At 65.0% G+C, this 23,704-nt stretch carries 20 protein-coding genes; 1 reads left to right on the forward strand and 19 read right to left on the reverse strand.

What is annotated here, in order from left to right; translation table 11 throughout:
• Positions 1 to 3: 3 nt before the first annotated feature.
• Complete coding sequence (locus AC5RUQ_RS18510; protein ID WP_493948771.1) at positions 4 to 540, reverse strand: hypothetical protein; 537 nt, start codon at positions 538 to 540, stop codon at positions 4 to 6.
• A 125-nt stretch (positions 541 to 665) separates the two neighbouring features.
• Here AC5RUQ_RS18510 and AC5RUQ_RS18515 point away from each other — a divergent pair, with 125 nt between their 5' ends.
• Positions 666 to 1,166: a flavin reductase family protein gene (locus AC5RUQ_RS18515; protein WP_163163064.1), complete on the forward strand. Its 501-nt coding sequence runs from the start codon at positions 666 to 668 to the stop codon at positions 1,164 to 1,166.
• A gap of 107 nt (positions 1,167 to 1,273) precedes the next feature.
• Here AC5RUQ_RS18515 and dnaE read toward each other — a convergent pair whose 3' ends face one another.
• The 18 genes from dnaE to AC5RUQ_RS18605 all read right to left on the reverse strand — a co-directional run bounded on the left by dnaE (position 1,274) and on the right by AC5RUQ_RS18605 (position 23,672).
• The gene (dnaE, locus tag AC5RUQ_RS18520) at positions 1,274 to 4,831 is read right to left on the reverse strand and encodes a DNA polymerase III subunit alpha (RefSeq protein WP_493948772.1); all 3,558 of its coding nucleotides are present in this window, start codon (positions 4,829 to 4,831) and stop codon (positions 1,274 to 1,276) included.
• Positions 4,832 to 4,867: 36 nt separating this feature from the next.
• Positions 4,868 to 5,794, reverse strand: coding sequence for an RluA family pseudouridine synthase (locus AC5RUQ_RS18525; protein ID WP_163163060.1), 927 nt, complete (start codon positions 5,792 to 5,794; stop codon positions 4,868 to 4,870).
• Complete coding sequence (lspA, locus tag AC5RUQ_RS18530) at positions 5,787 to 6,359, reverse strand: signal peptidase II (protein WP_430228453.1); 573 nt, start codon at positions 6,357 to 6,359, stop codon at positions 5,787 to 5,789. Before lspA ends, AC5RUQ_RS18525 begins: the two co-directional genes overlap by 8 nt.
• A 91-nt stretch (positions 6,360 to 6,450) precedes the next feature.
• Entirely contained in the window at positions 6,451 to 7,140 is a 690-nt protein-coding gene (locus AC5RUQ_RS18535; RefSeq protein WP_430228452.1) for a DivIVA domain-containing protein, read from the reverse strand.
• 178 nt (positions 7,141 to 7,318) lie between these two features.
• Positions 7,319 to 7,606 (reverse strand): YggT family protein, encoded by a 288-nt coding sequence (locus tag AC5RUQ_RS18540; RefSeq protein WP_163163054.1) that lies wholly within the window; start codon positions 7,604 to 7,606, stop codon positions 7,319 to 7,321.
• Positions 7,607 to 7,726: 120 nt separating this feature from the next.
• Positions 7,727 to 8,257 carry a cell division protein SepF gene (locus tag AC5RUQ_RS18545; protein WP_256247445.1) on the reverse strand — a complete coding sequence of 177 codons (531 nt, stop codon included), beginning with the start codon at positions 8,255 to 8,257 and terminating at the stop codon, positions 7,727 to 7,729.
• Between the two features lie 90 nt (positions 8,258 to 8,347).
• The gene (locus tag AC5RUQ_RS18550) at positions 8,348 to 9,085 is read right to left on the reverse strand and encodes a YggS family pyridoxal phosphate-dependent enzyme (RefSeq protein ID WP_493948773.1); all 738 of its coding nucleotides are present in this window, start codon (positions 9,083 to 9,085) and stop codon (positions 8,348 to 8,350) included.
• Positions 9,078 to 9,767, reverse strand: coding sequence for a purine nucleoside phosphorylase YfiH/LACC1 family protein (locus AC5RUQ_RS18555; RefSeq protein ID WP_493948774.1), 690 nt, complete (start codon positions 9,765 to 9,767; stop codon positions 9,078 to 9,080). The genes AC5RUQ_RS18550 and AC5RUQ_RS18555 overlap by 8 nt, the downstream gene beginning before the upstream one ends.
• An 8-nt stretch (positions 9,768 to 9,775) precedes the next feature.
• Positions 9,776 to 11,008: a cell division protein FtsZ gene (ftsZ, locus tag AC5RUQ_RS18560; RefSeq protein WP_493948775.1), complete on the reverse strand. Its 1,233-nt coding sequence runs from the start codon at positions 11,006 to 11,008 to the stop codon at positions 9,776 to 9,778.
• 184 nt (positions 11,009 to 11,192) lie between these two features.
• Positions 11,193 to 12,179: a cell division protein FtsQ/DivIB gene (locus tag AC5RUQ_RS18565; protein ID WP_493948776.1), complete on the reverse strand. Its 987-nt coding sequence runs from the start codon at positions 12,177 to 12,179 to the stop codon at positions 11,193 to 11,195.
• Positions 12,172 to 13,548, reverse strand: coding sequence for a UDP-N-acetylmuramate--L-alanine ligase (murC, locus tag AC5RUQ_RS18570; protein WP_493948777.1), 1,377 nt, complete (start codon positions 13,546 to 13,548; stop codon positions 12,172 to 12,174). The genes AC5RUQ_RS18565 and murC overlap by 8 nt, the downstream gene beginning before the upstream one ends.
• The gene (murG, locus tag AC5RUQ_RS18575; RefSeq protein ID WP_493948831.1) at positions 13,545 to 14,645 is read right to left on the reverse strand and encodes an undecaprenyldiphospho-muramoylpentapeptide beta-N-acetylglucosaminyltransferase; all 1,101 of its coding nucleotides are present in this window, start codon (positions 14,643 to 14,645) and stop codon (positions 13,545 to 13,547) included. The genes murC and murG overlap by 4 nt, the downstream gene beginning before the upstream one ends.
• A gap of 7 nt (positions 14,646 to 14,652) precedes the next feature.
• The gene (ftsW, locus tag AC5RUQ_RS18580) at positions 14,653 to 16,011 is read right to left on the reverse strand and encodes a putative lipid II flippase FtsW (protein WP_493948778.1); all 1,359 of its coding nucleotides are present in this window, start codon (positions 16,009 to 16,011) and stop codon (positions 14,653 to 14,655) included.
• A 2-nt stretch (positions 16,012 to 16,013) separates the two neighbouring features.
• A complete protein-coding gene (murD, locus tag AC5RUQ_RS18585) occupies positions 16,014 to 17,591 on the reverse strand; it encodes a UDP-N-acetylmuramoyl-L-alanine--D-glutamate ligase (protein ID WP_493948779.1) in 1,578 nt (525 codons plus the stop codon).
• The gene (gene mraY / locus AC5RUQ_RS18590) at positions 17,573 to 18,682 is read right to left on the reverse strand and encodes a phospho-N-acetylmuramoyl-pentapeptide-transferase (RefSeq protein ID WP_163163036.1); all 1,110 of its coding nucleotides are present in this window, start codon (positions 18,680 to 18,682) and stop codon (positions 17,573 to 17,575) included. The genes murD and mraY overlap by 19 nt, the downstream gene beginning before the upstream one ends.
• The gene (locus tag AC5RUQ_RS18595; protein WP_493948780.1) at positions 18,679 to 20,145 is read right to left on the reverse strand and encodes a UDP-N-acetylmuramoyl-tripeptide--D-alanyl-D-alanine ligase; all 1,467 of its coding nucleotides are present in this window, start codon (positions 20,143 to 20,145) and stop codon (positions 18,679 to 18,681) included. The genes mraY and AC5RUQ_RS18595 overlap by 4 nt, the downstream gene beginning before the upstream one ends.
• A gap of 6 nt (positions 20,146 to 20,151) precedes the next feature.
• Positions 20,152 to 21,786, reverse strand: a complete 1,635-nt coding sequence (locus AC5RUQ_RS18600; RefSeq protein WP_493948781.1) for a UDP-N-acetylmuramoyl-L-alanyl-D-glutamate--2,6-diaminopimelate ligase — start codon at positions 21,784 to 21,786, stop codon at positions 20,152 to 20,154.
• Between the two features lie 83 nt (positions 21,787 to 21,869).
• Positions 21,870 to 23,672 carry a peptidoglycan D,D-transpeptidase FtsI family protein gene (locus tag AC5RUQ_RS18605; protein ID WP_493948782.1) on the reverse strand — a complete coding sequence of 601 codons (1,803 nt, stop codon included), beginning with the start codon at positions 23,670 to 23,672 and terminating at the stop codon, positions 21,870 to 21,872.
• Positions 23,673 to 23,704 lie beyond the last annotated feature (32 nt).

Here is a 23,704-nt window from a genome sequence, read left to right on the forward strand (position 1 = left end):
GCACTATTTTACGGGCCCAACTGCAACGGACCGCGAACTGTCCGCGCCGCCGTCGTCCTTCCTGCCCAGGAGGTGCATCAGCTCCAGCACGAAGACGGCTACGGCAGTGGCAGTGGGCCACAGCAGCAGCACGGGCAGGGCGCGCAACGAAAAGGCAATGCTGGCGTTGGCCGAGGCGTCCACGTCAGGCCCCCACAGCTGCGCGGACAGCAACCCGGCCTGCCAGGCGAGGACTGCGCCGCATAAGGCGCCGGCCAACCCCATCAACAGGTCTGCCTGCGGGTCCCGGCGCTTTTTGTCCGCCAGGAACACCGCCAGGAGGCACCCCGCGAACACCAGCAGCCCGGCCAGCGTGAGGTCCCTTGGCAGCCACACCTGGGGGTTGGTGCCGGCGCCGAGGGCCGGGTCCCTGGTGATGAGGTTGAGGCCGCCGGGCGCCAGGATCCACCAGAGGATTCCAGCGGGCACGCCCAACGCTGCCGGGACCGCGAGCAGGGCCCAGGGCAACCGCGGACGTACCCGGCGGGTTGTTTTCGTCATGCAACAAACCTTAACAGTTGTTCCAGCGGCTTAACGGCCGGACGTGGGGCTTCAAGAGATTCCCTGCCTGGCCAACGGGACCATACCCTTGAAGGAGAACGCAGCCATCCACCACAGGAGTACCAGTGACCGTAAATGACGTACCGTTCGAGCGGACGTTCAGGGAGATGTTCCGGCGCCATGCCGCGGGCGTTGCCATCATCACGGTCAACTACCAGGACAAGCCGTTTGGATTCACCGCCACGTCCGTCGCGTCGCTGTCAGCGCAGCCCCCGCGTTTCACCTTCAACATGGCGCGCAGTTCCAGGTCATGGCCGGCCGTGGCCAACACCACCTACCTCGGGGTCCACATGCTCGGCCTGGAAAACCAGCAACTCGCTGACCGGTTTGCCGGGGCCGGCAACCGCTTTGAAGGCGACCACTGGGATGTCGGGCCGCACGGGGTGCCGGTGCTCAAGGATGTGGCTGGGTGGTTGATCGGCGAGGTGCAGATGCGCCTCTCGTTCGAGAACAATGCGGTTGTGGTGGTCCAGGTGGTTGACGGCCAGGTGGGCGGGGACGGCTCGCCGCTGCTCTACCACGGAGGCGGCTACAGCCAGCCCGTGCCGCTCGACTACGAGATCTGACAGTTCACCTCCAAACAGCAGCCGACGGCGGGATTCACTCCCGCCGTCGGCTGCTGTTTGCTGGCCCCCCCGGAGCCCCTCCCTGGAGCCCCTCAGGCCCGGAGCCCTCAGGCGTCCAGGCAGGCGGGGCCCAGCAGTACCTTCAGGTCGCCAAAGAGCGACGGGCTCGGGTTCACGCGGAGGTGTACCGGCAGTCCCATAATCTCGGTCCTGGTGTCGCCCTGCAGATGCAGGCGGACTTCCGAGTTCCCGCGGTGCGTCCGGAGCACATCGCCCAGCTCCGTGACCACAGCCTCAGTGGCCTTGTGGGTGGGCATGGTGATCACGAGTGGTCCGTTCAGCCCTTCGCTCAGGTCCGGAACGGACAGTTCCATGCAGTTGAGGGTGATCGCGCCGTCGTCACGCTTCTGCAGGCGCCCCTTGACCACCACGATCAGATCTTCGGCAAGCACCGAGGCAATGGGTCCATAAACCTGGCCAAAGAACATCACTTCCATCGAACCGCCCAGGTCCTCCACCTCTGCCCTGGCGTAGGCGTTGCCGCTGGCCTTCGCGATCCGCCGGCTGAGCGACGTAATCATGCCGGCGATGGTGATGATGGCGCCGTCCTGCGGCCCATCCTCGCCGAGGACGGACGTGATGGTCATTTCGGCGTGCTGGCTCAGCACGCCTTCCAGGCCCTGCAGCGGGTGGTCCGAGACATACAGCCCCAGCATGTCCCGTTCGAAGGAGAGTTTGTCCTTCTTCTCCCACTCCGGAAGGTCAGGGATATCGATGCTCAGCGACGACTCGGACTCGGCCTCCTCAAAGCCGGCGAAAAGGTCGAACTGGCCAATCGCCTCGTTCCGCTTGAGCGTGATAACCGAATCGATGGCCTCCTCATGGATCATCGCCAGGGCACGGCGGTGATGGCCCAGTGAGTCGAATGCGCCGGACTTGATGAGCGACTCAATGGTGCGCTTGTTGCAAACCACTGCCGGCACCTTCATCAGGTAATCCTTGAAGGACGTAAACGCACCCTCGCTTTCGCGGGCTGCCACCATGGCTTCCACCACGTTGACGCCCACGTTGCGGATGGCGCCCATGCCGAAGCGGATGTCATTGCCCACAGGAGTGAAGTTCAACGCGGACTCATTAACGTCCGGCGGCAGCACGGTGATGCCCATGCGACGGCACTCGTTCAGGTAGATGGCTGACTTGTCCTTATCGTCACCCACCGAGGTGAGCAGCGCGGCCATGTACTCCGGCGCGTAATGGGCCTTGAGGTACGCGGTCCAGTAGGAGATGACGCCGTATGCGGCAGAGTGTGCCTTATTAAACGCGTAGTCCGAGAACGGCAGCAGGATGTCCCACAGGGTCTTCACGGCCTGCATGGAGTAGCCGTTGTCCTGCATGCCCTGGGAGAAGCCCGCGAACTGCTTGTCCAGCTCGGATTTCTTCTTTTTACCCATGGCGCGGCGGAGGATGTCTGCCTGGCCCAGCGAGTAGCCGGCCAGCTTCTGGGCCACCGCCATCACCTGCTCCTGGTACACGATCAGGCCGTAGGTCCCGCCGAGTATTTCCTTGAGGGGTTCCTCCAGTTCGGGATGGATGGGGATGACTTCCTGGATGCCGTTCTTGCGCAGTGCGTAGTCGGTGTGGGCGTTCGCCCCCATGGGGCCCGGCCGGTACAGGGCGAGGACAGCCGAGATGTCTTCGAAGTTGTCAGGCTTCATCAACTTGAGCAGGGAGCGCATCGGTCCGCCGTCGAGCTGGAACACTCCCAGCGTGTCACCGCGGGCCAGCAGCTCGTAGGAGGGGGCGTCGTCGAGTTCCAGGGACTCCAGGTCCAGGTCGATGCCGCGGTTCATTTTGATGTTTTCCAGGGCATCGGAAATGATCGTGAGGTTCCGCAGCCCCAGGAAGTCCATCTTGATCAGGCCAAGGCCTTCACAGGTGGGGTAATCGAACTGCGTGATCACCTGGCCGTCCTGGATCCGGCGCATGATGGGGATGACGTCGATGATCGGGTCCGAGGACATGATCACGCCGGCGGCGTGCACGCCCCACTGGCGCTTCAGCCCCTCAATGCCCAGCGCTGTCTCGAACACCTTGGCGGCTTCCGGGTCCGTGCTGATCAGCTGCCGGAAGTCGCCGGCTTCGCCGTAGCGTTTGGCCTCCGGGTTCTGGATATCCGCCAGTGGGATGTCCTTGGCCATCACGGCCGGGGGCAGCGCCTTGGTCAGCTGCTCCCCCATGCTGAACGGATACCCCAGCACGCGCGAGGAGTCTTTCAGCGCCTGCTTTGTTTTGATCGTGCCGTAGGTGACGATCATGGCAACGCGCTCGTCACCATACTTGCGGGTCACGTAGTCGATGACTTCCGGGCGGCGCCGGTCATCGAAGTCGACGTCGAAGTCAGGCATGGAGACGCGGTCAGGGTTCAGGAACCGCTCGAAGATCAGGCCGTGGCGCAGCGGGTCCAGGTCGGTGATGCGCATGGCGTAGGCCACCATCGAGCCGGCACCGGAACCACGGCCGGGACCTACCCGGATCCCGTTGTTCTTGGCCCAGTTGATGAAGTCCGCCACCACCAGGAAGTAGCCGGGGAAGCCCATGGAGGTGATGACGCCCAGCTCGTAGTCGGCCTGGGCCCGCACCTCGTCCGGAACACCGGCGGGGTAGCGGTACTCGAGCCCCTTGGCTACTTCCTTCACCAGCCATGAGGTTTCGTCCTCGCCGGGCGGGCAGGGGAACCGTGGCATGTAGTTGGCCCCGGTGTTGAAGGAAACCTCGCACCGCTCGGCAATCAGGAGGGTGTTGTCGCAGGCATCGGGGTGGTCCCGGAAGAGCTCACGCATCTCCTGCGGTGACTTCAGGTAGTAGCCGCTGCCGGAGAAGGCGAAGCGGGAGCCGCCGTTGTCGTACGTAGGTTCCAGGAGGGTGGAGCCGGACTGGATGGCCAGCAGGGCCTCGTGGGCCTTGGCGTCGTGCTCGTGGGTGTAGTGGAGGTCATTGGTGGCGACGAGGGGAAGGTTCAGGTCCTTGGCGAGCCGGAGCAGGTCCCCGGTGACCCGCCGTTCGATGTCCAGCCCGTGGTCCATCAGTTCGCAGAAGTAGTTTTCGGCACCGAAGATGTCGCGGAACTCGGAGGCGGCCTCAAGCGCCTCGCGGTATTGGCCCAGCCGCAGGCGCGTCTGGATCTCCCCGGAGGGGCAGCCGGTGGTGGCGATAAGCCCTTCGGAGTAGGTGTTCAGCAGTTCCCGGTCCAGCCGCGGCCATTTGCCGAATACCGCGTCCAGGGAGGCGATGGAGGACGCCCGGAACAGGTTGCGCATGCCCGCGTTGTTGTAGCTGAGCAGCGTCATGTGCGTGTATGAGCCACCGCCGGAGATGTCGTCCTTGCGCTGGTGCTCCTCGCCCCAGCGCACCCGGCTTTTGTCGCCGCGCGCCGTTCCCGGGGTGACGTAGGCCTCGACACCGATAATCGGCTTGATCCCCTTGTCGGTGGCCTTCTTCCAGAAGTCGAAGGCGCCGAAGAGGTAGCCGTGGTCCGTGGTGGCGATGGCGGGCATGCCCAGCCGTTCGGTTTCGTCGAACAGCTCTCCGAGCCTTGCGGCACCGTCCAGCATTGAATACTCGGTGTGGTTGTGGAGATGGACAAACGAGTCGTTGCTGGAAGTCACCGCACTATTCTATGCGCTGGTCCGGCTGGCAATTGGCTAGGCTTGCCCGGACTCCAGCACTTCCAGGGCAAACGCGAGGTCCTGCGGGTAGTCGCTGACCACACGTACCGGTTCGCCCGTCACCGGGTGTTCAAAGCCAAGCTCGCGGGCGTGCAGCCACTGCCGCGTCAGGCCGAGGGTGGCGGCCAGGCGGGGATCGGCGCCGTAGGTGAGGTCACCGGCGCAGGGATGGCGCAGTGCCGAGAAATGTACCCGGATCTGGTGGGTGCGTCCGGTCTCCAGGTGCACCTCCACGAGGCTCGCCTTGCCGAATGCTTCCACCACTTCGTAATGGGTTACGGACGGCCGTCCGTCCTCAATGACCGCAAACCGCCAGTCGTGTCCCGGGTGCCGGCCGATCGGCGCGTCAATGGTGCCCACCAGCGGATCGGGCAGGCCCTGGACCACTGCGTGGTAGACCTTGTCAACAGTGCGTTCCTTGAAAGCCCGCTTCAGGGCGGTGTAGGCGCGTTCGGACTTGGCCACCACCATCGCCCCGGACGTCCCGACGTCGAGCCGGTGGACGATGCCGGCGCGCTCGGGCGAGCCGGAGGTGGAAATGCGGTACCCCGCCCCGGCAAGGCCCCCCACCACTGTGGGGCCCACCCAGCCCGGGGAAGGATGGGCGGCAACACCCACGGGTTTGTCGACGACGACGAAATCGTCGTCGTCGAGCAGGATCTTCAGGCCTTCCACAACTTCCTCCACGACTTCCAGGGGGTCACGCCGTTCCGGCAGGCTCACCTGGAGGACGTCTCCGGCCACGAGCTTGGCTGACTTGCCCAGTGCTTTGCCCCTGCTGAGGACATTGCCTTCAGCGATCAGGGTGGCCGCGAGGGATCGGGAAATTCCCAGCAGCCCGGCGAGGCCCGCATCTGCGCGGGACCCCGCGAATTCTTCGGCGACGACGACGCGCTCAGGCATCGCTGGACTTCTCCTTGCGCTCATGGGTAAGCCGGGTTCCGTCCAGGGCGATTCCGCGCAGCGTCAGGATGCAGATGATCGCAACGGCGGACACTACCGCTGAGTCGGCGATGTTGAAGATCGCGAAGTTGGGCAGTTGGATGAAGTCCACGACGTGCCCCATGCCGAACGACGGCTCCCTAAAGAGCCTGTCGGTGAGATTGCCCAGCGCGCCGCCCAGCAGCAGGCCGAGGGCAAGGGACCACCATTTGGAGCCCAGCTTGCGAACCTGGAAGAGGATGGCCACGGCAACGGCGGCCATGATGATGGAGAACACCCACGTGACGTTTTCTCCGATGGAGAACGCCGCCCCCGAGTTCCTGATGAAGTACCAGTGCAACAGCGGCGGCAGTACCGGAATCCGTTCCCCTTCCACCATCGTGGAGGTGACCCAGATTTTCGTCAGCTGGTCCAGGACGTAGGCAAAAACTGCGAACCCTGCAAAGAGGGACAGCAGCACGGCCCTCCGGGGGCGGGGCGAAGGCGGTACGGGGCGTGCCGGGTCGGCGGCGAGTTCGTCAGTCATGGTGCTTTCATTTGTAAGACCTGTGTCAATGCCAAAAGCCGGTGGCCGAGGAATCCCCAGCCACCGGCTTTCAGAATACGTGCTTGCCGGATTAGTTGGCTTCGCTGACTTCCGGCGTTGCCACTGAGCCGCGGGCATCGAGATCGCGGAGCTGGCCCTCGATGTAGGCCTTCAGGCGTGAACGGTAATCGCGTTCGAACCCGCGGAGCTGCTCCACCTTGCGCTCCAGCACGGAACGCTGCTGCTCAAGGGCGCCAAGGATCTTGCGGGACTTCTCCTGGGCGTCGTTGACGAGGCTGCTGGCTTCGATCTGCGCCTCTGCGATGATCTTGTCCTTCTGTGCCTGTCCGTCTGCGACGTGGCGGTCGTGCATCTGCTGGGCCATGGCGAGCAGGCCGGCGGCGGATTCGGCTGAGGCCGTGGAGGCGGCCGGAGCGGCGGCAACGGGAGCAGCAGCTGCCGGAGCGGCCGGCTGGACGTCCTTCTTCTTGCGCTCTTCGGCGGCCTTGGCTTCGGCTTCTGCCTTCTCGCGTGCTTCGTCCTTGTCGGACTTGACGGGCGCGGGGACCTTTTCCACCACTGGTGCGGCGGCGGAGCTGGCGGGAACGCTGGACCCGGCTTCGGCGAGCTTCTTGCGAAGTTCGTCGTTTTCCTGGTTCAGGCGGCGGAGTTCAACAACGATTTCGTCCAGGAAGTCATCAACTTCATCCTGGTCGTAGCCTTCGCGGAACTTGGTCGGCTGAAAGCGCTTGTTGACAACGTCTTCTGGCGTCAAAGCCATCTGGTCACCTCACTGGTCTAGTTAGTCAGTAGGCCTTCCGGCCGTCAAAACTACGGTACCTAAAGTTGGACTGGTTCCTCTAATTCAACACTGCGGTGTCAAACTCGAGATTTCTTCACATTGCAAGGGTGGTTCCCGGCGGGTTCCATCCGTGCGTTGCTTGGGTCTGGCGGGTAAATCAGGCGAGGCCTCTGGTGATCCCCATGGCAATACTGACGGCGATGAACAGGACCAGGAATCCCAGGTCCAGCGAGATACCGCCCAGGCGCAGTGGCGGGATCAGCCGGCGCAGTCCGTTGAGCGGCGGGTCGGTGATGGAATAGACGGCGTGCGCCGCCACCAGCGCCGCTCCCCGGGGACGCCACTCACGGGCGAACATCTGGACCCAGTCGAAAACCAGACGGATGATCAGTGCCACAAAGAACAGCAAAAGCGCGAGATAGACAAGCCCGAAAACAATTCCCATGACTTAATTCATATCTCCATGTCCATAGTGGTTACCGCGGTTCCAGCCGATGCTTCTCGTCTATTTCAGCACAGATGCCAGGCAGGTGTGTCCCTGCCTGGCATCCGTCAGGTTATTTGTTCAGCTTTGGTTGAAGAAGCTGGCTTGGGTCTCACTGGCTTTTTTGTCATCACCGATGACCTCGACGTACGACGGCGAGAGCAGGAACACCTTGTTGGTCACCCGTTCGATGCTCCCCCGGAGCCCGAAGACCAGGCCGGCGGAGAAATCGACCAGGCGCTTGGCGTCGGCCTCGCCCATGTCCGTCACGTTCATGATGACGGGGATTCCGTCACGGAAGCTCTCACCGATGAGCTTGGCATCGTTATAGGAGCGCGGATGGATGGTGGTGATCTGGCGGAGACCGCTGGTCTCCTCGCGGCTCGATGCCGCGCGCTTGATGGGGGTCACTGGGGCGCGGTATTCCTCTTCAGGGGTGTAGGACGTTTCACGGCTGACCTCGCGGACGGGTGCAGGTGCACGGCGCTCCTCGCGGTCAGCTTCCATCGTTTCGTCCTCATCCTTACGTGTGGTCTGTTGCTCGGACTCGTAGTGTTCATCGCCGTCGGCGAGCCCAAGATAGATCATTGTCTTGCGCAGAGCGCCGGCCATGGTCGACTCCTAATCGTGTCCGTTAAGCGGGCCGCCCAATGATTTGACAGCACTGGAGTCCCCCGCCCATCACTTCCAATAGGACCGACGCTACCCCACGGCAGGACGCGATCCGAGAATATCGGAACCGATTCGCAGGTGTGTCGCCCCGAACAGGACGGCAGCTTCCAGGTCCTGGCTCATGCCGGCCGAAATTGCAGTCGCATCGGGATGGTCGGCCACGAGGCCGGCAGACACTGCGGCAAGCCTTTCGAAGGCGGGCCCGGGCGGGGCGCCCAAGGGGGCCACCGCCATCACACCGGCAAGATTGAGGCTCCCGGCTGCCGCTATCCGTTCTGCAAGCATCCCAACCTCATCAGGAGCAGCGCCGCCGCGGTGCGTTCCGGCGTCGTCCTCCAGGCTGACCTGAATAAAGCACTCCAGCGGTGCCCGTCCCGTAGTGTCCCGTTCAGCCACGGCTGCCTTGGCCAGGGCGTCCACGAGCTGCGGCCGGTCAACCGAATGAACAGCTGCTGCGTACCGGAGCACGGACTTGGCCTTTTTGGTCTGCAGCTGCCCTACAAAGTGCCAGGAAAGGCCGCACTCCGCCAACTGCTCTGCCTTTGCGGCCGCCTCCTGGTCCCGATTTTCGCCGACGTCGGTAATACCCAGGGCAGCAAGCCGCCTAATGTCTTCTGCCGGGTGGAATTTGGTGACCACGATCAAGGTGGGCAGGTTACCTTCCCGGCCCGCAGAAACCGCTGCCGCACTGATGCGGCGGCGGACGGCATCAAGCCGAACTTTGAGCTCCCCGGTCCGTGCGTCCCCGGCTGCCCCGGCGTCAGTCATGGCACCACACCACTCCTGCAAAGCGTCCGGTATTTTTGTCCCGCCGGTAGGAGAAGAGGGAGTCCGTCTCCAGCGTGCAGGGCCCGCAGTACTCCACGCTGACGCCCAACCGCTCCAGCTGGCTCCGGGCACCGGCAGGCAGATCCAGCGCAGGGGTGCCCCACGACGTTGTGCTTCGTGCTGCCGGCACGGCCGCGGCCACCTCGGCCTGCAGCCCGGCCGGCACCTCGTAGCAGCTCCCGCAGATGGACGGCCCCAGCCAGGCGCGGATGGCGGAGGCACCGAAGGACTCCATGCCCGCCACCGCAGCTGGAATGACACCGTTGGCCAGGCCGGGCCGGCCTGCGTGAACGGCAGCGAGCACCGGCCCTTCCGCGGACTCCCCTGCCAACAGGACAGGAATGCAGTCGGCCACCATCACGGCCAGCGGAAGGCCTTGGGAAACCATGGCGTCAGCCTCGGGTGCGGGGCTTTCCCGGGCCATGACTGCCACGGAGGTGCCGTGGACCTGGTTCATGAACCGCAGGCGGTGCGGGGCGACGCCAATGGTCCGTTCCAGGTCCGCTCGACGCCGGGCCACCTCTGCAGGATCGTCGCCCACGTGCAGTGCCAGGTTTCCGGCGGCAGCGTCAGTAAAGGCGACAGACACTCCGGGCCGGATTTCGGTACGCCAGTGGAACAAGCCGGGGCCTACTTCAGGAAATCGGGGACATCCAGGTCATCCGAGTGGCTGCCGGTGAGGTCCGGCTCCACCACGGAGGGGAGGTCGACGTCGAAGCCTGAGTCGGCGGGGACAGCGGAGGGGCGCTGCTGCCCCCAGTTGCTGAGGCCGGCCGCGCCGACGCCTGCGTGCACCGGCTGGACGTTCATCGAATGGTTGCCGGCGGAAGGGGCCTGGGTGGGTGCCGGCGCAACGGCTGCCGGCCGCTGGGGGGCAACCTGGGGCTGGGACTGGTCCATGGACGGTGAGGTGGCCTTGACGTCGTCGAACCCGGCTGCGATGACCGTCACGCGGGCTTCGTCGCCGAGGGCGTCGTCGATGACGGCACCGAAAATGATATTCGCTTCCGGGTGTGCCACTTCCTGGACCAGGCGTGCAGCCTCGTTGATCTCGAACAGGCCGAGGTCCGAACCGCCCTGGATGGACAGGAGCACACCGTGCGCTCCGTCGATGGAGGCTTCCAGCAGCGGCGAGGCAATGGCGAGCTCTGCGGCCTTGACTGCGCGGTCCTCACCCCGGGCGGAGCCGATGCCCATAAGGGCTGAACCGGCACCCTGCATCACGGACTTGACGTCCGCGAAGTCAAGGTTGATCAGGCCCGGAGTGGTGATGAGGTCGGTGATGCCCTGGACACCTGAGAGCAGCACCTGGTCAGCGGAGCGGAAGGCGTCCAGGACTGAGACGTTCCGGTCGCTGATGGAGAGGAGGCGATCGTTCGGAATCACGATCAGCGTGTCCACTTCGTCGCGCAGGGCGTCAATGCCGGCCTCAGCGGAACCTGCACGGCGGCGGCCTTCGAACGTGAACGGGCGGGTCACCACGCCGATGGTGAGGGCGCCGAGGGAACGCGCAATGCGCGCGACGACGGGAGCGCCGCCGGTACCCGTTCCACCGCCTTCGCCTGCCGTGACGAAGACCATGTCCGCCCCGCGGAGCACTTCTTCGATCTCGTCTGCGTGGTCCTCTGCAGCCTGCTTGCCCACCTCAGGGTTCGCGCCCGCCCCGAGGCCACGGGTCAACTCGCGTCCCACGTCCAGCTTGACGTCGGCATCGCTCATCAGCAGGGCCTGGGCGTCAGTGTTGATGGCGATAAATTCAACACCTCGGAGGCCGACCTCGATCATGCGGTTGACTGCGTTCACGCCACCGCCGCCGATGCCGACGACTTTGATGACGGCCAAGTAATTCTGCGGAGCTGCCACGTTACGTGTCCCTTGTTCGTGTCTTATTGCTAAATCTGATGAAGAGCTTAGTGCCTGCAACCTTAACCTTCGAGTTGAAGGTTATAGTTATGTCAAGTAACTCATGTCTGTGACGGTATTTCCTCTGGTTCACACATTCAATGACCGGCTCCGCGTGTCGGATTAATACCGAAAAGAAAGCGCGTCAGCGGGTCACCGGGTGCCGGGGCACGCTCACGTCGTACACCTTAACCGGGTTTTTGGGATCGGCCGGCACCTTGAGGAGGGCGGCGAGTACTTTGGCCTTGAGTTCCTTCTCCCCCGCGTTGCCCCAGATGATGGTCTGGCCGTCCACAAGTTTGAGTTCCACGGCGTCCACTGACTGTGCTGACGCGTTGGACAGCTTCGCGAGCACATCGGCCGGAAGGGCGCCCAGCACCTCTGCCGTGGCGCGGAAGAGCTCCTTGCCGATGGTGCCGGCACCGCCGTCAATCACCGGCAGGGAGACGGACGACGGGTCGGCGGTAGCTGCCAGTTGGATGCCCTCGACGTCGACCAGCTGGTACTGCTCCCCCTGCTTGACCAGCGCCACGGGCACGCGTTCGCGAACCTCTACCGCAAGGCCCGACGGCGGGCGTGCTTCAGCGGAGACGGTCTTGACCTGGACCAGCGGTTCAAGGAGGCGCCCGACTTCCTCGTCCGTGATTTGGGGCAGGGGCTTCCCGCGCAGGGGTTCCAGCGCAGTCTGCACCTGGGCAGGCGTCAGCAGGCGGGTCCCGGAAACTGAGATCGTGTCCACGGCAAGGACCGGGGAAAAGACCGCCGCGGCCAGCAGTACTGCCACGACCGCAACCAACGTGCCCGCCACGGCCAGTACATTCCGTTTACGCCGCTTGCTCTTGGGTTCCGGAAACGCCAGCACATTCCCGGCAGGGCCCATGGAAGCCGTGGAGGTTTCCGCGGGGTTTTCCTTCTTTCGGCCCGCGAACCTGGTTGTCTTCGCCTCTTTGGGCGACTGCGGAACAGGGTCGGCTACCGGCCGCGAGGCCGAAATGACGTCAGGGCCGCTGCCCGCATCCCGGCTGGCGGTGCCGGGGTGCGGGTTCCGGCCGGGAGTGCTGCCAGCGGCAGTGTTCCCAGCGGCAGGACGCCTGCCGCTGGAAGCATACGTGGGGCGGCGGGAGCTAGGCACCCAGGGCCTCGACGATCTGCGGCCCGTATGCCGTCACATCACCTGCGCCAGCCGTGAGGACGATGTCGCCGTCGCGGGCGGCGGCGGCGAGGGCTGCCACGGCGTCCGCGGCTTGGACCAGCCGCCCGCCGTCGTCCAGGTGGTCGGCGATGAGCTGGCTCGTGACGCCGGGAATCGGATCCTCACGGGCGGGGTAGATATCCAGCACCCAGGCAGTATCGGCAAGGTTCAGCGCCTCAGCGAACTCACGGGCGAATTCCCTGGTCCGCGAGAACAGGTGCGGCTGGAACAGGACGTGCACCTTGTGGCTGCCGGCTACCGAGCGGGCCGCGGCAAGGGCTGCCCGGACTTCCGTGGGATGGTGGGCGTAGTCGTCGAAGACCCGCACGCCCCGCGCCTGGCCCTTCAGCTCGAAGCGCCGTGAAGCCCCCGAGAACTGTGCCAGGGCACCGGCGGCCACTGCAGGTTGGACGCCCAGTTCAAGGGCCACGGCAAAGGCGGCCGCGGCGTTGAGGGCGTTGTGCCGGCCGGGCACCTGCAGTTCCAGTTGGAAGCTGCCGGCCGTTGTGGACACCGCAACGTCTCCGGGGCCGCCGTCGTGCAGCACCAGCTCCGCCTCAGCGCCTGTCCCGTAGAGCACCACGCGGGTGTTGCTGCGGGCCCGGGTCCGCTCTGCGAGGGCCAGGGCCCCGGCATCATCGGCGCAGGCGATCAGCACGCCGTCAGCCGGCAGCAGGGCAGTGAAGCGGTCGAAGGATTCATAGACTGCCTCCGCGGTGCCGTAGTAGTCCAGATGGTCCGGCTCCACATTGGTCACCACCGCGATCCTGGGCCGGTAGTTGAGGAAGGACCCGTCCGATTCGTCTGCCTCGGCCACAAAAATCCCTGATGTTCCCGACGCGGCATTGACGCCAAGGGCCGGAACATTGGCGCCGATGGCAAAGGAGGGGTCCAGGCCGGCACCCTGCAACAGGACGGCGACCATCGAGGTAGTGGTGGACTTGCCGTGTGTCCCGGCCACGGTCACCACCACGTCCTCCCCCATGGTTGCGGCCAAGGCAACGGAGCGGTGCAGCACCGGCACACCTGCTTCCCTTGCTGCCATCACTTCGGGGTTGTCCGCCCGGATGGCGGAACCGGCCACCACGGTCTGTGCGTCCGCCATGTTGGCTGCGTCGTATCCAACGGCGATGCGTGCACCGGCAGCGGCAAGGTCGGCCATGACGGGGAGGTCCTTGGCGTCCGAGCCGCTCACCGGTACACCGCGGGCCACCATGATCCGCGCGACGGCGGACATGCCCACGCCGCCGATGCCGATGAAGTGGACCTTGCCCAGGGCTGCAAGGCCAGGGTTACTGACGGAACTCATGCGGATACCGCTTCCAGGACAAGACCAGCCATGCGCTGGTCGGCGTTTCGGATGCCAAGCCGGTACGAATTGGCTGCCATGGTGGCGAGGCGGGACTTGTCGGTGACGAGGGGGATGAGTTCGCTGCCCACCCACCCGGATGTGAAGTCCCGGTCGGCAACGAGCACGGCGCCGCCGGCGGCAACGAGCCCCGCCGCATTGAGCGCCTGTTCCCCGTTGCCGATGGGCAGCGGGACCAGCACGGCCGGCACACCGACAGCGGCAATCTCGCACACCGTCGCCGCACCCGAACGGGCCAGCAGCACATCGGCCGCAGCGTAAGCCAGCTCCATCCCGTCGATGTACTCCACCTGCCGGTAGCCGTCGGCGGCCAGGGGCTTGCCGCCGTCGTCCAGGATTGACTTGCCCCGCCCGGTGATATGCAGGGTCTGGATGCCGGCGTCGGCCAGCTGCCCGAGGGAGGCGGCGATGGTCCGGTTGATGCTCTGCGCACCGGAGGAACCGCCCGTGACGATCAATGTGGGCTTGGCTGCATCCAATCCCAGTGCCTCCCGCGCTGCGGTGCGGGCAGCCGTGCGGTCGAGGTGCGAGATTTCAGTGCGCATGGGCATGCCCACGTGCAGGGCGCCCTTCAGCGGGGTGGCGTCGAAAGCCACTGCCACGCGCTTGGTGAACAGGGCGCCCACCCTGTTCGCCAGTCCGGGCCGGATGTTGGCCTCATGGATCACGATCGGGATACCGCGTTTCCGTGCGGCGAGGTACATCGGCGTGCACACGTAACCGCCAACGCCCACCACGACGTCCGCGCCGGCCTTGTCCAGGATGGCGCCGGCCTGCCGTACGGCGCCGCCGAGCCGGCCAGGGAGGCGAAGGAGGTCTACTGAAGGCTTCCTTGGGAAGGGCACGCGGTCGATCGTCGCCAGCTCAACACCGGCGGCGGGCACCAGGCGGGTTTCCATTCCTGCCGGTGTTCCCACCGCGAGGATGGCGGCGCTTGGCGCTGCCGTGCGGACGGCAGCCGCGATGGCAAGGAGTGGACTGATGTGGCCGGCGGTTCCGCCGCCCGCCAGGACAATGGAGGGATTCTGGGACGTCATATGGGGCTTAGGCACGCTTTCTTACAGTCTTCTTCTTGGGCGCCGTGGCGCGGGCCTGCTTGGCCTTGAATTTCAGCATCCGTTTGGGCCGGATCGCCGGGGCCATCTGCTCGCGGGCCAGGGAGAGCACCACTCCGATGGCGCAAAGGGACATCAGCAGGGCGGACCCGCCATAGGAAATGAAGGGCAGCGGCACACCGATAACGGGCATCAGCCCGGTCACCACTGACATGTTCACAGTCGCCTGGCCGAGCAGCCACACCATGATGGTGCCGGCCAGCACACGGTGGAACATGCCTTCCTGCGCCACCACCACCCGGTAGATGGCTGCACCAAGGATGGCGAAGAGGATGAGGACGACGACGGTGCCCACCAGTCCGAGTTCCTCGCCGATGATGGCGAAGATGAAGTCGTTGTGGGCTTCGGGGATCCAGCTGTATTTCTGCCGGCTTTGCCCCAGGCCCACCCCGAACCAACCGCCGGAGGCCAGGCCGTAGAGCCCATTGGTGGCCTGGTAGTTGGCGTCGATGCCATTGGCGCAGGACTCACCTGTCCACCAGGACGTGATGCGGCACATGCGGTTTGAACTGGTCACCGCCATAACAGCCGTTCCGGCGGCAGCCGCAAGACCTGCGATGCCGAAGAGATAGAGAGGTGCACCGGCAAAGAAAAGTGCGGCAGCCGTGATCATCATGATGATCATGGCGGTGCCGAGGTCGTTTCCGACCAAGACCAGGCCAACGATAATGATGGCCATCGGAACGGCCGGGACGAACACATGCACTGCCCGGCTGAGCAGCTTTCCCTTCATGGCCAAGACCGTCGCCATCCAGAGCGCCAAGGCAAGTTTTGACGCCTCCGACGGCTGGAAGGTGATGCCGCCGAGGTCAATCCAGTTTTTGTTGCCGTTGACTTCGTCGCCGACCACCTGCACCAGGGCAAGCAGGACCACCGCCGCCCCGATCGCCGGCCAGGCGAGCCGCTTAAGCCAGGTGACATTGATCCGGGACAGCACAAACATGGTGAAGATGCCGATGGCGGCAAACATGCCTTGCTTCAGGGCGTCGCCGTACGGCGATTTACCGGCAGCAATGGATTCAACGCTGGAGGCCGAGAGCACCATCATGATGCCGATGGCCGTCAGTGCCAGGGTGGATCCCAGGATGAGGTAGTACGTGGAGCCGTTCCGCGAGGTCCCGGTCCCCTCCAGCGCAGACCAGAACCGGCGGTAGACGGTCCGGAGACGGGCGGTCGCCGCTGGCTGGCGCGCGCCGGCCGTTGCAGAGGAGCCGGGGCGTGGCTTGCCGGCCTGCTGCTTAACTGGCTGCTGTTTGGCTGGCTGCGGGCGCGTTGGCGTGCTGACCATTGTTACTCCTCGCCGGTCTGGGCCTGCCCTTCCACCAGCTCGCGGACAGCTTCGATGAAAGTGTCACCACGGTGAGCATAGGAAGAGAACTGATCCATGGAAGCAGCTGCCGGGGCCATCAGCACAGTATCGCCGGACTCGGCGAGCTGCGCTGCTGACGCCACGGCCCTGGCCATCACCGTTTCACCGGGCACGGAAGTGCCGGTTTGGACGGCACCAGCCGCTTCGGCAGTCTGCACCTCTTCAGTTTCACCCGTCCCCGGGATGATCACGGGGACATCCGGTGCGTGTCGCTGGAGGGCTTCCGCGAGTGCCGAGGTGTCGCTTCCAATGAGGACCACGGCTTTGAGCCGCTGGACGTGCTCCCGGACCAGGTCGTCGTAGGTCACTCCCTTGGAGAGGCCCCCGGCGATCCAGATGACGTTGCTGAACGTGGCCAGCGAGGCTGCCGCCGCATGGGGGTTCGTGGCTTTGGAGTCGTTGACCCAGAGCACACCATTTTGGCGGGCAACGGGCTGGATGCGGTGGTCACCGGGGATGTAGTCCTGGATGCCCTGGCGCACGGCCTTCGCCTCGACCCCGTAGGCGCGTACCAGCCCTGCGGCGGCCAGGGCGTTGGCCACCATGTGCCGCGGCACAAAGGCCCCCAGGTCGCTCATCGAAGCAAGCTCCGCCGCACTGTCCTTGCGTTCGGCGATGAACGCCCGGTCCACGAGCAGTCCCTCCACCACGCCGAGCATGCTGATGGCCGGGGTGACAGTGGTGAAACCGACGGCGCGGCAGCCCTCCATCACGTCGGCATTTTCCACCATGCGTTCAGTTTCAATTTGCTCGGCGTTGTAAATGCAGGCCTTTTGGGTCTGCTCATAGACCTTCGCCTTGTCGGCGAGGTAGGAATCGTAGGAGCCGTGCCAGTCAACATGGTCCTCGGCGACGTTCAGGCAGACGCTGGCCACAGGCGAGAGCGACTCCGCCCAATGAAGCTGGAAGCTGGAGAGTTCGACGGCGAAGACGTCGTACTCCACAGGATCCCGGAGGGCGTCAAGGATAGGGGTGCCAACGTTGCCGACGGCGATGGCCTTCAGCCCGGCAGCGCGCAGCATGGATTCGGTGAGGCCTACAGTGGTCGTCTTACCGTTCGTTCCCGTGATGGCGAGCCAATCCGCCGTCTTGCGGCCTTCCCGCACGCGTACGCGCCAGGCCAGTTCGACGTCGCCCCACACCGGGATGTGCGCCCTGGCGGCGGCTGCCAAAAGGGCCTGGTCCGGGCGCCATCCCGGCGAGGTCACGATGAGTTCGGGAAGTTCGCCGTCGATCCTGGGAATGCGGGTAACCGCATCCTCGCCGAGCAGCACATCGGCTGCACCTACGATTTTGAGGGTTTCTGCGTGTGCCTTGGCCGTCGCACTGGTGGCGGCGTCCACCACCACCACGCGGGCACCCAGTTCGATGAGGGTGTCGGCCGCCGCGAAACCGGAGACGCCGATGCCTGTCACGGCTACCCGGAGTCCGGACCAGTCCGAGTCCCAGCTGGTGAGGTTTTTGAGGCGTGAGGAAACGGTCACAGCAGCACAACCCATTCAGCGTAGAAAATGCCGAGCCCGACAGCGACGAAGAGCCCGCCCAGGATCCAGAACCGGACCACCACTGTCACTTCCGCCCAGCCCTGCAGTTCGAAGTGGTGCTGCAGCGGGGCCATCTTGAAGACCCGCTTACCGCCGGTGGCTTTAAAGTAGCCCACCTGGATGATGACGGACAGGGTGATCAGGACGAACAGTCCGCCGATAATGCCCAGCAGCAGTTCCGTCCGGGACAGGATGGCGAAACCGGCGATGGCGCCGCCAATGGCCAGCGAACCGGTATCGCCCATAAAGATCTTGGCCGGCGAAGTGTTCCACCACAGGAAGCCCACCAGCGCGGCGCTCATGATGGCTGCCAGCAGCGCGAGGTCGAGGGGATCACGGACGGAATAGCAACCGCTGCCGGCCTCGCGGGGTGAGCCGCAGGCCTGGTTGCTCTGCCAGATTCCCATCAGCGTGTAGGCGCCGAACACCATCACAGAGGCACCTGCGGCGAGGCCGTCGAGGCCGTCGGTCAGGTTTACGCCGTTGGTTGCGGCGGTGACTATCAGGTTGGACCAGACCACAAAGAGGATGGCCCCGAGGACAGTTCCGCCGAAGGCAAGGTCCAGCCAGGGCAGGTCACGGACCAGGGAAATTTTTGTGGAGGCCGGCGTGACGCCGGCCCCGTTGGGAAAGTTCAGCGCAAGGACCGCGAAGATGATGCCTACTGCAGCCTGCAGGATCAGTTTTGCCTTGGCGTTCAGGCCGAGGCTGCGCTGCCTGGAGATCTTGATGAAGTCGTCCAGGAATCCCACCAGGCCCATTCCCACCATAAGGAACAGCAGGATGAGGGCTGAAGCGGAGGGGCCCGGAGAGTCCGGGTTCACCATCAGCATGATCAGGTGGGTGAGGCCGTAGCTCAGCAATACCGCCGTCACCACGACCGTCCCGCCCATGGTGGGTGTGCCGCGTTTTGTGTGGTGCGAGGTGGGACCATCGTCCCTGATGAACTGGCCGTAGCCGCGGCGGACCAGCAGCCGGATAAAGAGCGGCGTCCCCACCAGGGCGAATAAGAGTGCCAGGCCGGCGCCGATCAAAAGTGCAATCACAGCAGAGTGCTCCTTTCATCGGCGGGTTGCGGGGTTTGTCGGGGTAATGCTATCCGATCGCCCAAATGGCGAAGTCCCACGCTGTTCGAGGACTTGAACAGCACCAGATCGCCTGGCTGGAGTTCGGAGTCCAGCAGTTCATAGGCCTCGTCCACTGTTTCCGCGAAAAGGCATTCATCGCCCCAGGAGCCCTCCTGCACCGCTGACACATACAGCGCCCGGGCTTCCCGGCCTACCACCAGCAGGCGGGAGATGTTGAGCCGGACCACCTGGGTGCCCACGGCGGTATGTTCCCTGATGGAGTCCTCACCGAGTTCCAGCATTGCTCCCAGGACGGCCCAGGTACGCCTGCCACGGCCCAGGTCCGCCAGTGTCCGCAGGGCGGCACGCATGGATTCGGGGTTGGCGTTGTAGGCATCGTTGATGATGGTGACGCCGTCTGCCCGCTCGGTGCGCTCCATACGCCACCGGCTGGCGGCAGTCTGGCTGCTGAGGGAGTTGGCTATCGCCTGTCCGGGCACCCCAGCAGCCCAGGCTGCTGCTGCGGCCGCCAGGAGGTTGCCTACGTGGTGCGCGCCGATGAGGCGGCTGCTGACGTGCAGGCCGCTTTCGCCGTCCGGCAACTGGAGGTCGAATTCGGGATGGCCCGCGGCATTGGTGTCGGCGTTGACCGCTTGTACGGCAGCGTCCGCGCGGCCTTCGGCGGAAAATCCAAGTACCGACGCCGACGTGCGGGCGCGCATTGCGGCCACCCGCTCGTCGTCGAGGTTTACGACGGCGGTGCCTGCCGGGGCAAGGGCTTCAACAAGCTCCCCCTTGGCCAGGGCGATGTTGTCCACTCCCCCGAACTCCCCCGCGTGGGCGGTTCCCACGGCGAGCACTACGCCGATATCGGGCTTAACCATCTCCGCGAGGTAACGGATGTGGCCGATTCCGGTGGCGCCCATCTCGATCACAAGGTAGCGCGTGTCTGTTCCGGCGCGGAAGACCGTGAGCGGAACGCCAATCTCGCCGTTGTAGGACCCCTGCGGCGCAACAGTCTGTCCCTGGGTTGCGAGAATTCCTGCGAGCAGATCCTTGGTGGTGGTCTTTCCGGCCGAGCCGGTGATCCCCACCACTGTGAGTTCGCTGCCTTCCCGGTGGCGCGCAGCACGGATCCTGCGTACGGCCTCTGCCGCCAATGCCCCCATCGCGAGCACGGCGTCCGGAACCAGCACCGAAGGATAGGGGGTCCCGTCCGGCGCGGACACCGGACGCTCCACCAGAGCCAACGTGGCGCCTGCTGCGAAGGCGGCTGCCACGAAGTCGTGACCGTCCGCGTGCTCACCCGGCTTTGCGACGTAGAGCGAACCGTGTATGGATTCGCGTGAGTCCGTGACCACCGAAAGGGGCGTGATCCCGGGATCGGCGTCCAGGCGCCCGTTAGTGATTTCGGCGATCTCCGCCGCAGTAAATGCAATCATCTCGGTCTAGGACTCTATCCGGTCGTCTGGGAGAACGTTGAATCCCCTGGCTGTCAAGGCGCTGCGCAGCTCCACCCTGTCGTCCAGGGCAAGGTTGACGCCTTTGACCTCCTGCCACACCTCGTGGCCCCGGCCCGCCACGAGGATGGTGTCCTCCGGCCGTGCCAGCCCGACGGCACGGCGAATGGCCTCGGCACGGGGGAAGACCTCCAGGACTTCACAGGCCAGGGAGTCCTTTTCTTTTGCTTCAAGGGCTCCTGCAAGGACGTCGGCGCGGATGGCAGCCGGGTCCTCGTCGTGGGGGTCGTCATCGGTGACGATAACGGTGTCCGCGAGCCGGGCGGCGATGGCACCCATTGCAGGGCGTTTACCCTGGTCACGCTGGCCGGTGGCACCAAACACGACGATGAGGTTGGAGCCCGCCTGGGGGGACCGTACCGCCTCAATGGCCCTGGCCAGCGCATCCGTGTTGTGGGCGAAGTCCACAATTGCGGCGGGCGCTTCGGAAACCAACTGCATGCGTCCGGGCACCGCAACGGTGAAGGGGTCCGACTCGTCCAGTGCTGCCTGCAGCGTACTTGCGTCCACGCCGGCCGTCAGGACCATTACCGCCGCCAGGGCCGCGTTGGCAACGTTGAAGCTGCCGGGGAGGCCGGTGTGCACTCTTAGCACGGCGCCGTCGGGGCCGCTCAGCGTGAATTCTGTACCAAGTCCGCGTGCGGCAGTCCTCGTGACCGTCCAGTCGGCAGCGGTCCCGGCAGAGGTGGCGAGGGTGGTGACCGGCACCTCCGGGCTGCCGGCAAGACGGCGGCCCCACTCGTCGTCGACCGTTACCACGGCGGCACGCGCGCGGCGCGGCGTGAAAAGCTGCGCCTTGGTGGCGAAGTAGTCGTCCATGGTGAGGTGCAGGTCCAGGTGGTCCTGGGTCAGGTTCGTGAAACCCGCAACATCGAACAGCACCCCGTCCACCCGCTGGAAGGAAATAGCGTGGGATGAGACTTCCATGGCCGCCGCTGCCAGTCCCCGTTCACGCATGAGGGCCAGCAACGCGTGGACATCCGTAGATTCGGGTGTGGTGAGCAGGCTGGGAATGGGATCGCCGCCGGCATGGATCTCGATGGTGCCGATCAACCCGGTCTTCCGGCCCAGCGCGCGCAGCAGTGAGTTGATGAAATATGTGGTTGTGGTCTTTCCGTTGGTGCCCGTCACGCCAAACAACTGCGGCTGCCCGGCGCCCGGCTGGCTCTGGTAGATCAAGGCGGACAGCGGCCCCACCACATTGCGGGGTGAGTCCACGATGAGTACCGGCACCGGAATGTCGGTGGACAGCGCCAGCAGCCTGGCGCCGGCGTTGTCAGTGAGAACCGCGACTGCGCCAGCTTCGATGGCCTGCGGAACGAAGTCGGCGCCGTGGCGGGCGGCGCCCGGGAGTGCGACGTAAAGGTCCCCCGGCTCCACGGCACGTGAGTTCAATGAGATCCCGGTGACTGCCACCTCCGCGGCCGGGCCGGGAACCGCGACGCCGATGGCATCGCAAATGTTTGCCAGCCGGACCGCTTCAACAGTTGACGGGCGGAAGCGGCCCTGGCCGGACGGTCCCTCCGGGACGGCGCGGCTATCGGACGGGTTGAGCTCAGACAAGGAATCTCCGATGGTGCTAGTGGATCGTGCCCGGCATGGATGAACCGGTAGTGCTGCTGGTACGGACCGCTGGTGCCCGGATGCTACTTGGCGAACTGGGGCAGCCGGGCCGGTTCGCCTGTGGACGGCTGGACGTTGTAAGTCCGCAGTGCCTGGCTCATGACCGACCGGAAGACCGGCCCGTTGGTAATCCCGTAGATGCTGCCCTTGGGCCGCTGGAGTACCACCTCCACAATAAACCGCGGATCATCCATCGGTGCCATACCCACCATCGAGGCGGTGTAGCCGCAGAACCCGGATTTGCCGTCGTCGCACGGTGATTCGGAGGTGCCCGTCTTTGCGCCCACCCGGTAGCCGTCGATGGCCGCGTCCTTGATTTGCCCCTCGGTGACGGCGCTTTCGAGGATGTCCCGGACCTGCCGGGCCGTGTCCTCCGACACGATCTGGCGGGACGGTGCGGCCGGCACCTTTTCTTCTGTTCCCTCCGGGGAAATGTACGCGTCGATGAGCCGGGGCTGCAGCATCACCCCGTTATTGGCTAAGGACTGGAACGCCCGCACGGTCTGGAGCGTGGACTGGGACACGCCCTGGCCGAACAACACCGTGTACTCCTGGCGCCCGTCCCACTGCTGCCAGGGCGTGAGGATACCCGAGGCTGTGGCCGGCAGCCCGATCTCCGGTGCCTCGCCGATGCCAAACTTTTTCAGCCACTCGTACCGCTGCTCCTTGCTCAGGCGCTGGCCGGCCATAACGGTGCCGGTGTTCATCGAGTAGCCCAGTATGCCTGCGAGGGTGCGCTCCTCGGTGCCATGGGCAAAGGAGTCGCTGAAGGTTTGCCCGTCCACGGTGTAGGTGGGTCCGAGGGTAAACGAATCCAGCGGTTTGGCCTTGCCTTCTTCAATCAGGGCAGCTGCCGTCATCATCTTCTCAACGGATCCCGGCTCGTATGCGGCTGTGACGGCACGGACCCCGCGGTCCTTGGCCGCCACCCGGCCGGGGTCGTTGGGATCAGGGGAATTGGTGTCGGCCATGGCCACCAGGTCGCCGGTCTTGGCGTCCATCACAATGATGACGCCCCACTCGGCGCCGAGCTTGTCCGACTGGCTCTGGATGGCCTGCTGCGCAAAATACTGCAGGTCCGAGTTGAGGGTGAGCTTGACGTCCTTGCCGTCCTGTGGCGAAGTCAGCTCATCCACGCCCACGGGGATGCGAAGGCCGTCAGCACCGATTTCGAAAAGGCGTTCGCCGTCCTCGCCCTTCAGCAGCCCGTCCTGGGTCTGTTCGATACCGGCCTGGCCCGTAGCGCCGTCCTGCAGGAACCCGATGATTCCGCCCGCGACGGAACCATTGGGATAGACCCGCTTGCTGACGCCTTCGGTGACGATGCCGGGTATCTGCAGCTTGGAAATCCGGTCCTCAATATCCGGCTTCACGTCCTTGGCCACAATGTAATAGGGCTGCTCGCCAGTGACGGCGTCCCGGATGGCGTCCTTCTCCATGCCCAGGGCAGCGGCAAGCTCGGTGAGCCCCTGGTCCCGGCTGACGTCCACCAGTTTTTCTTTGCCGTCCACGGTGTCCAGTCGCTTGAACGTTTCCGTTTTGGTGTTCACCCGCTGGTCCACCACCACGTTGTAGCGGATTACGCTGTTGGCCAGCACCGTGCCGCGGGAGTCCAGGATGCTGCCCCTTTCGGCAGGCAGGACGGTCCGTGTCATGCGGCTATTAAGCGCGGCTTCGGCCATTCCCCCGACGTCGAGTCCCTGGACCAGGAAGAGTTTCCCGCCCACCACCAGCAGGAGCGTCAGCATCATGCCAAGGCCCAGGCGGAGACGCTTTTTGGCGTTGGGTACCTTGCCGCTTCTTGCCTTGCCGGTCCTCTGCGCCACCGTGATATCCCTTGCTGTTCGACCTTGTTGCC

It is taken from the genome of Arthrobacter sp. MDT2-3, assembly GCF_059090465.1.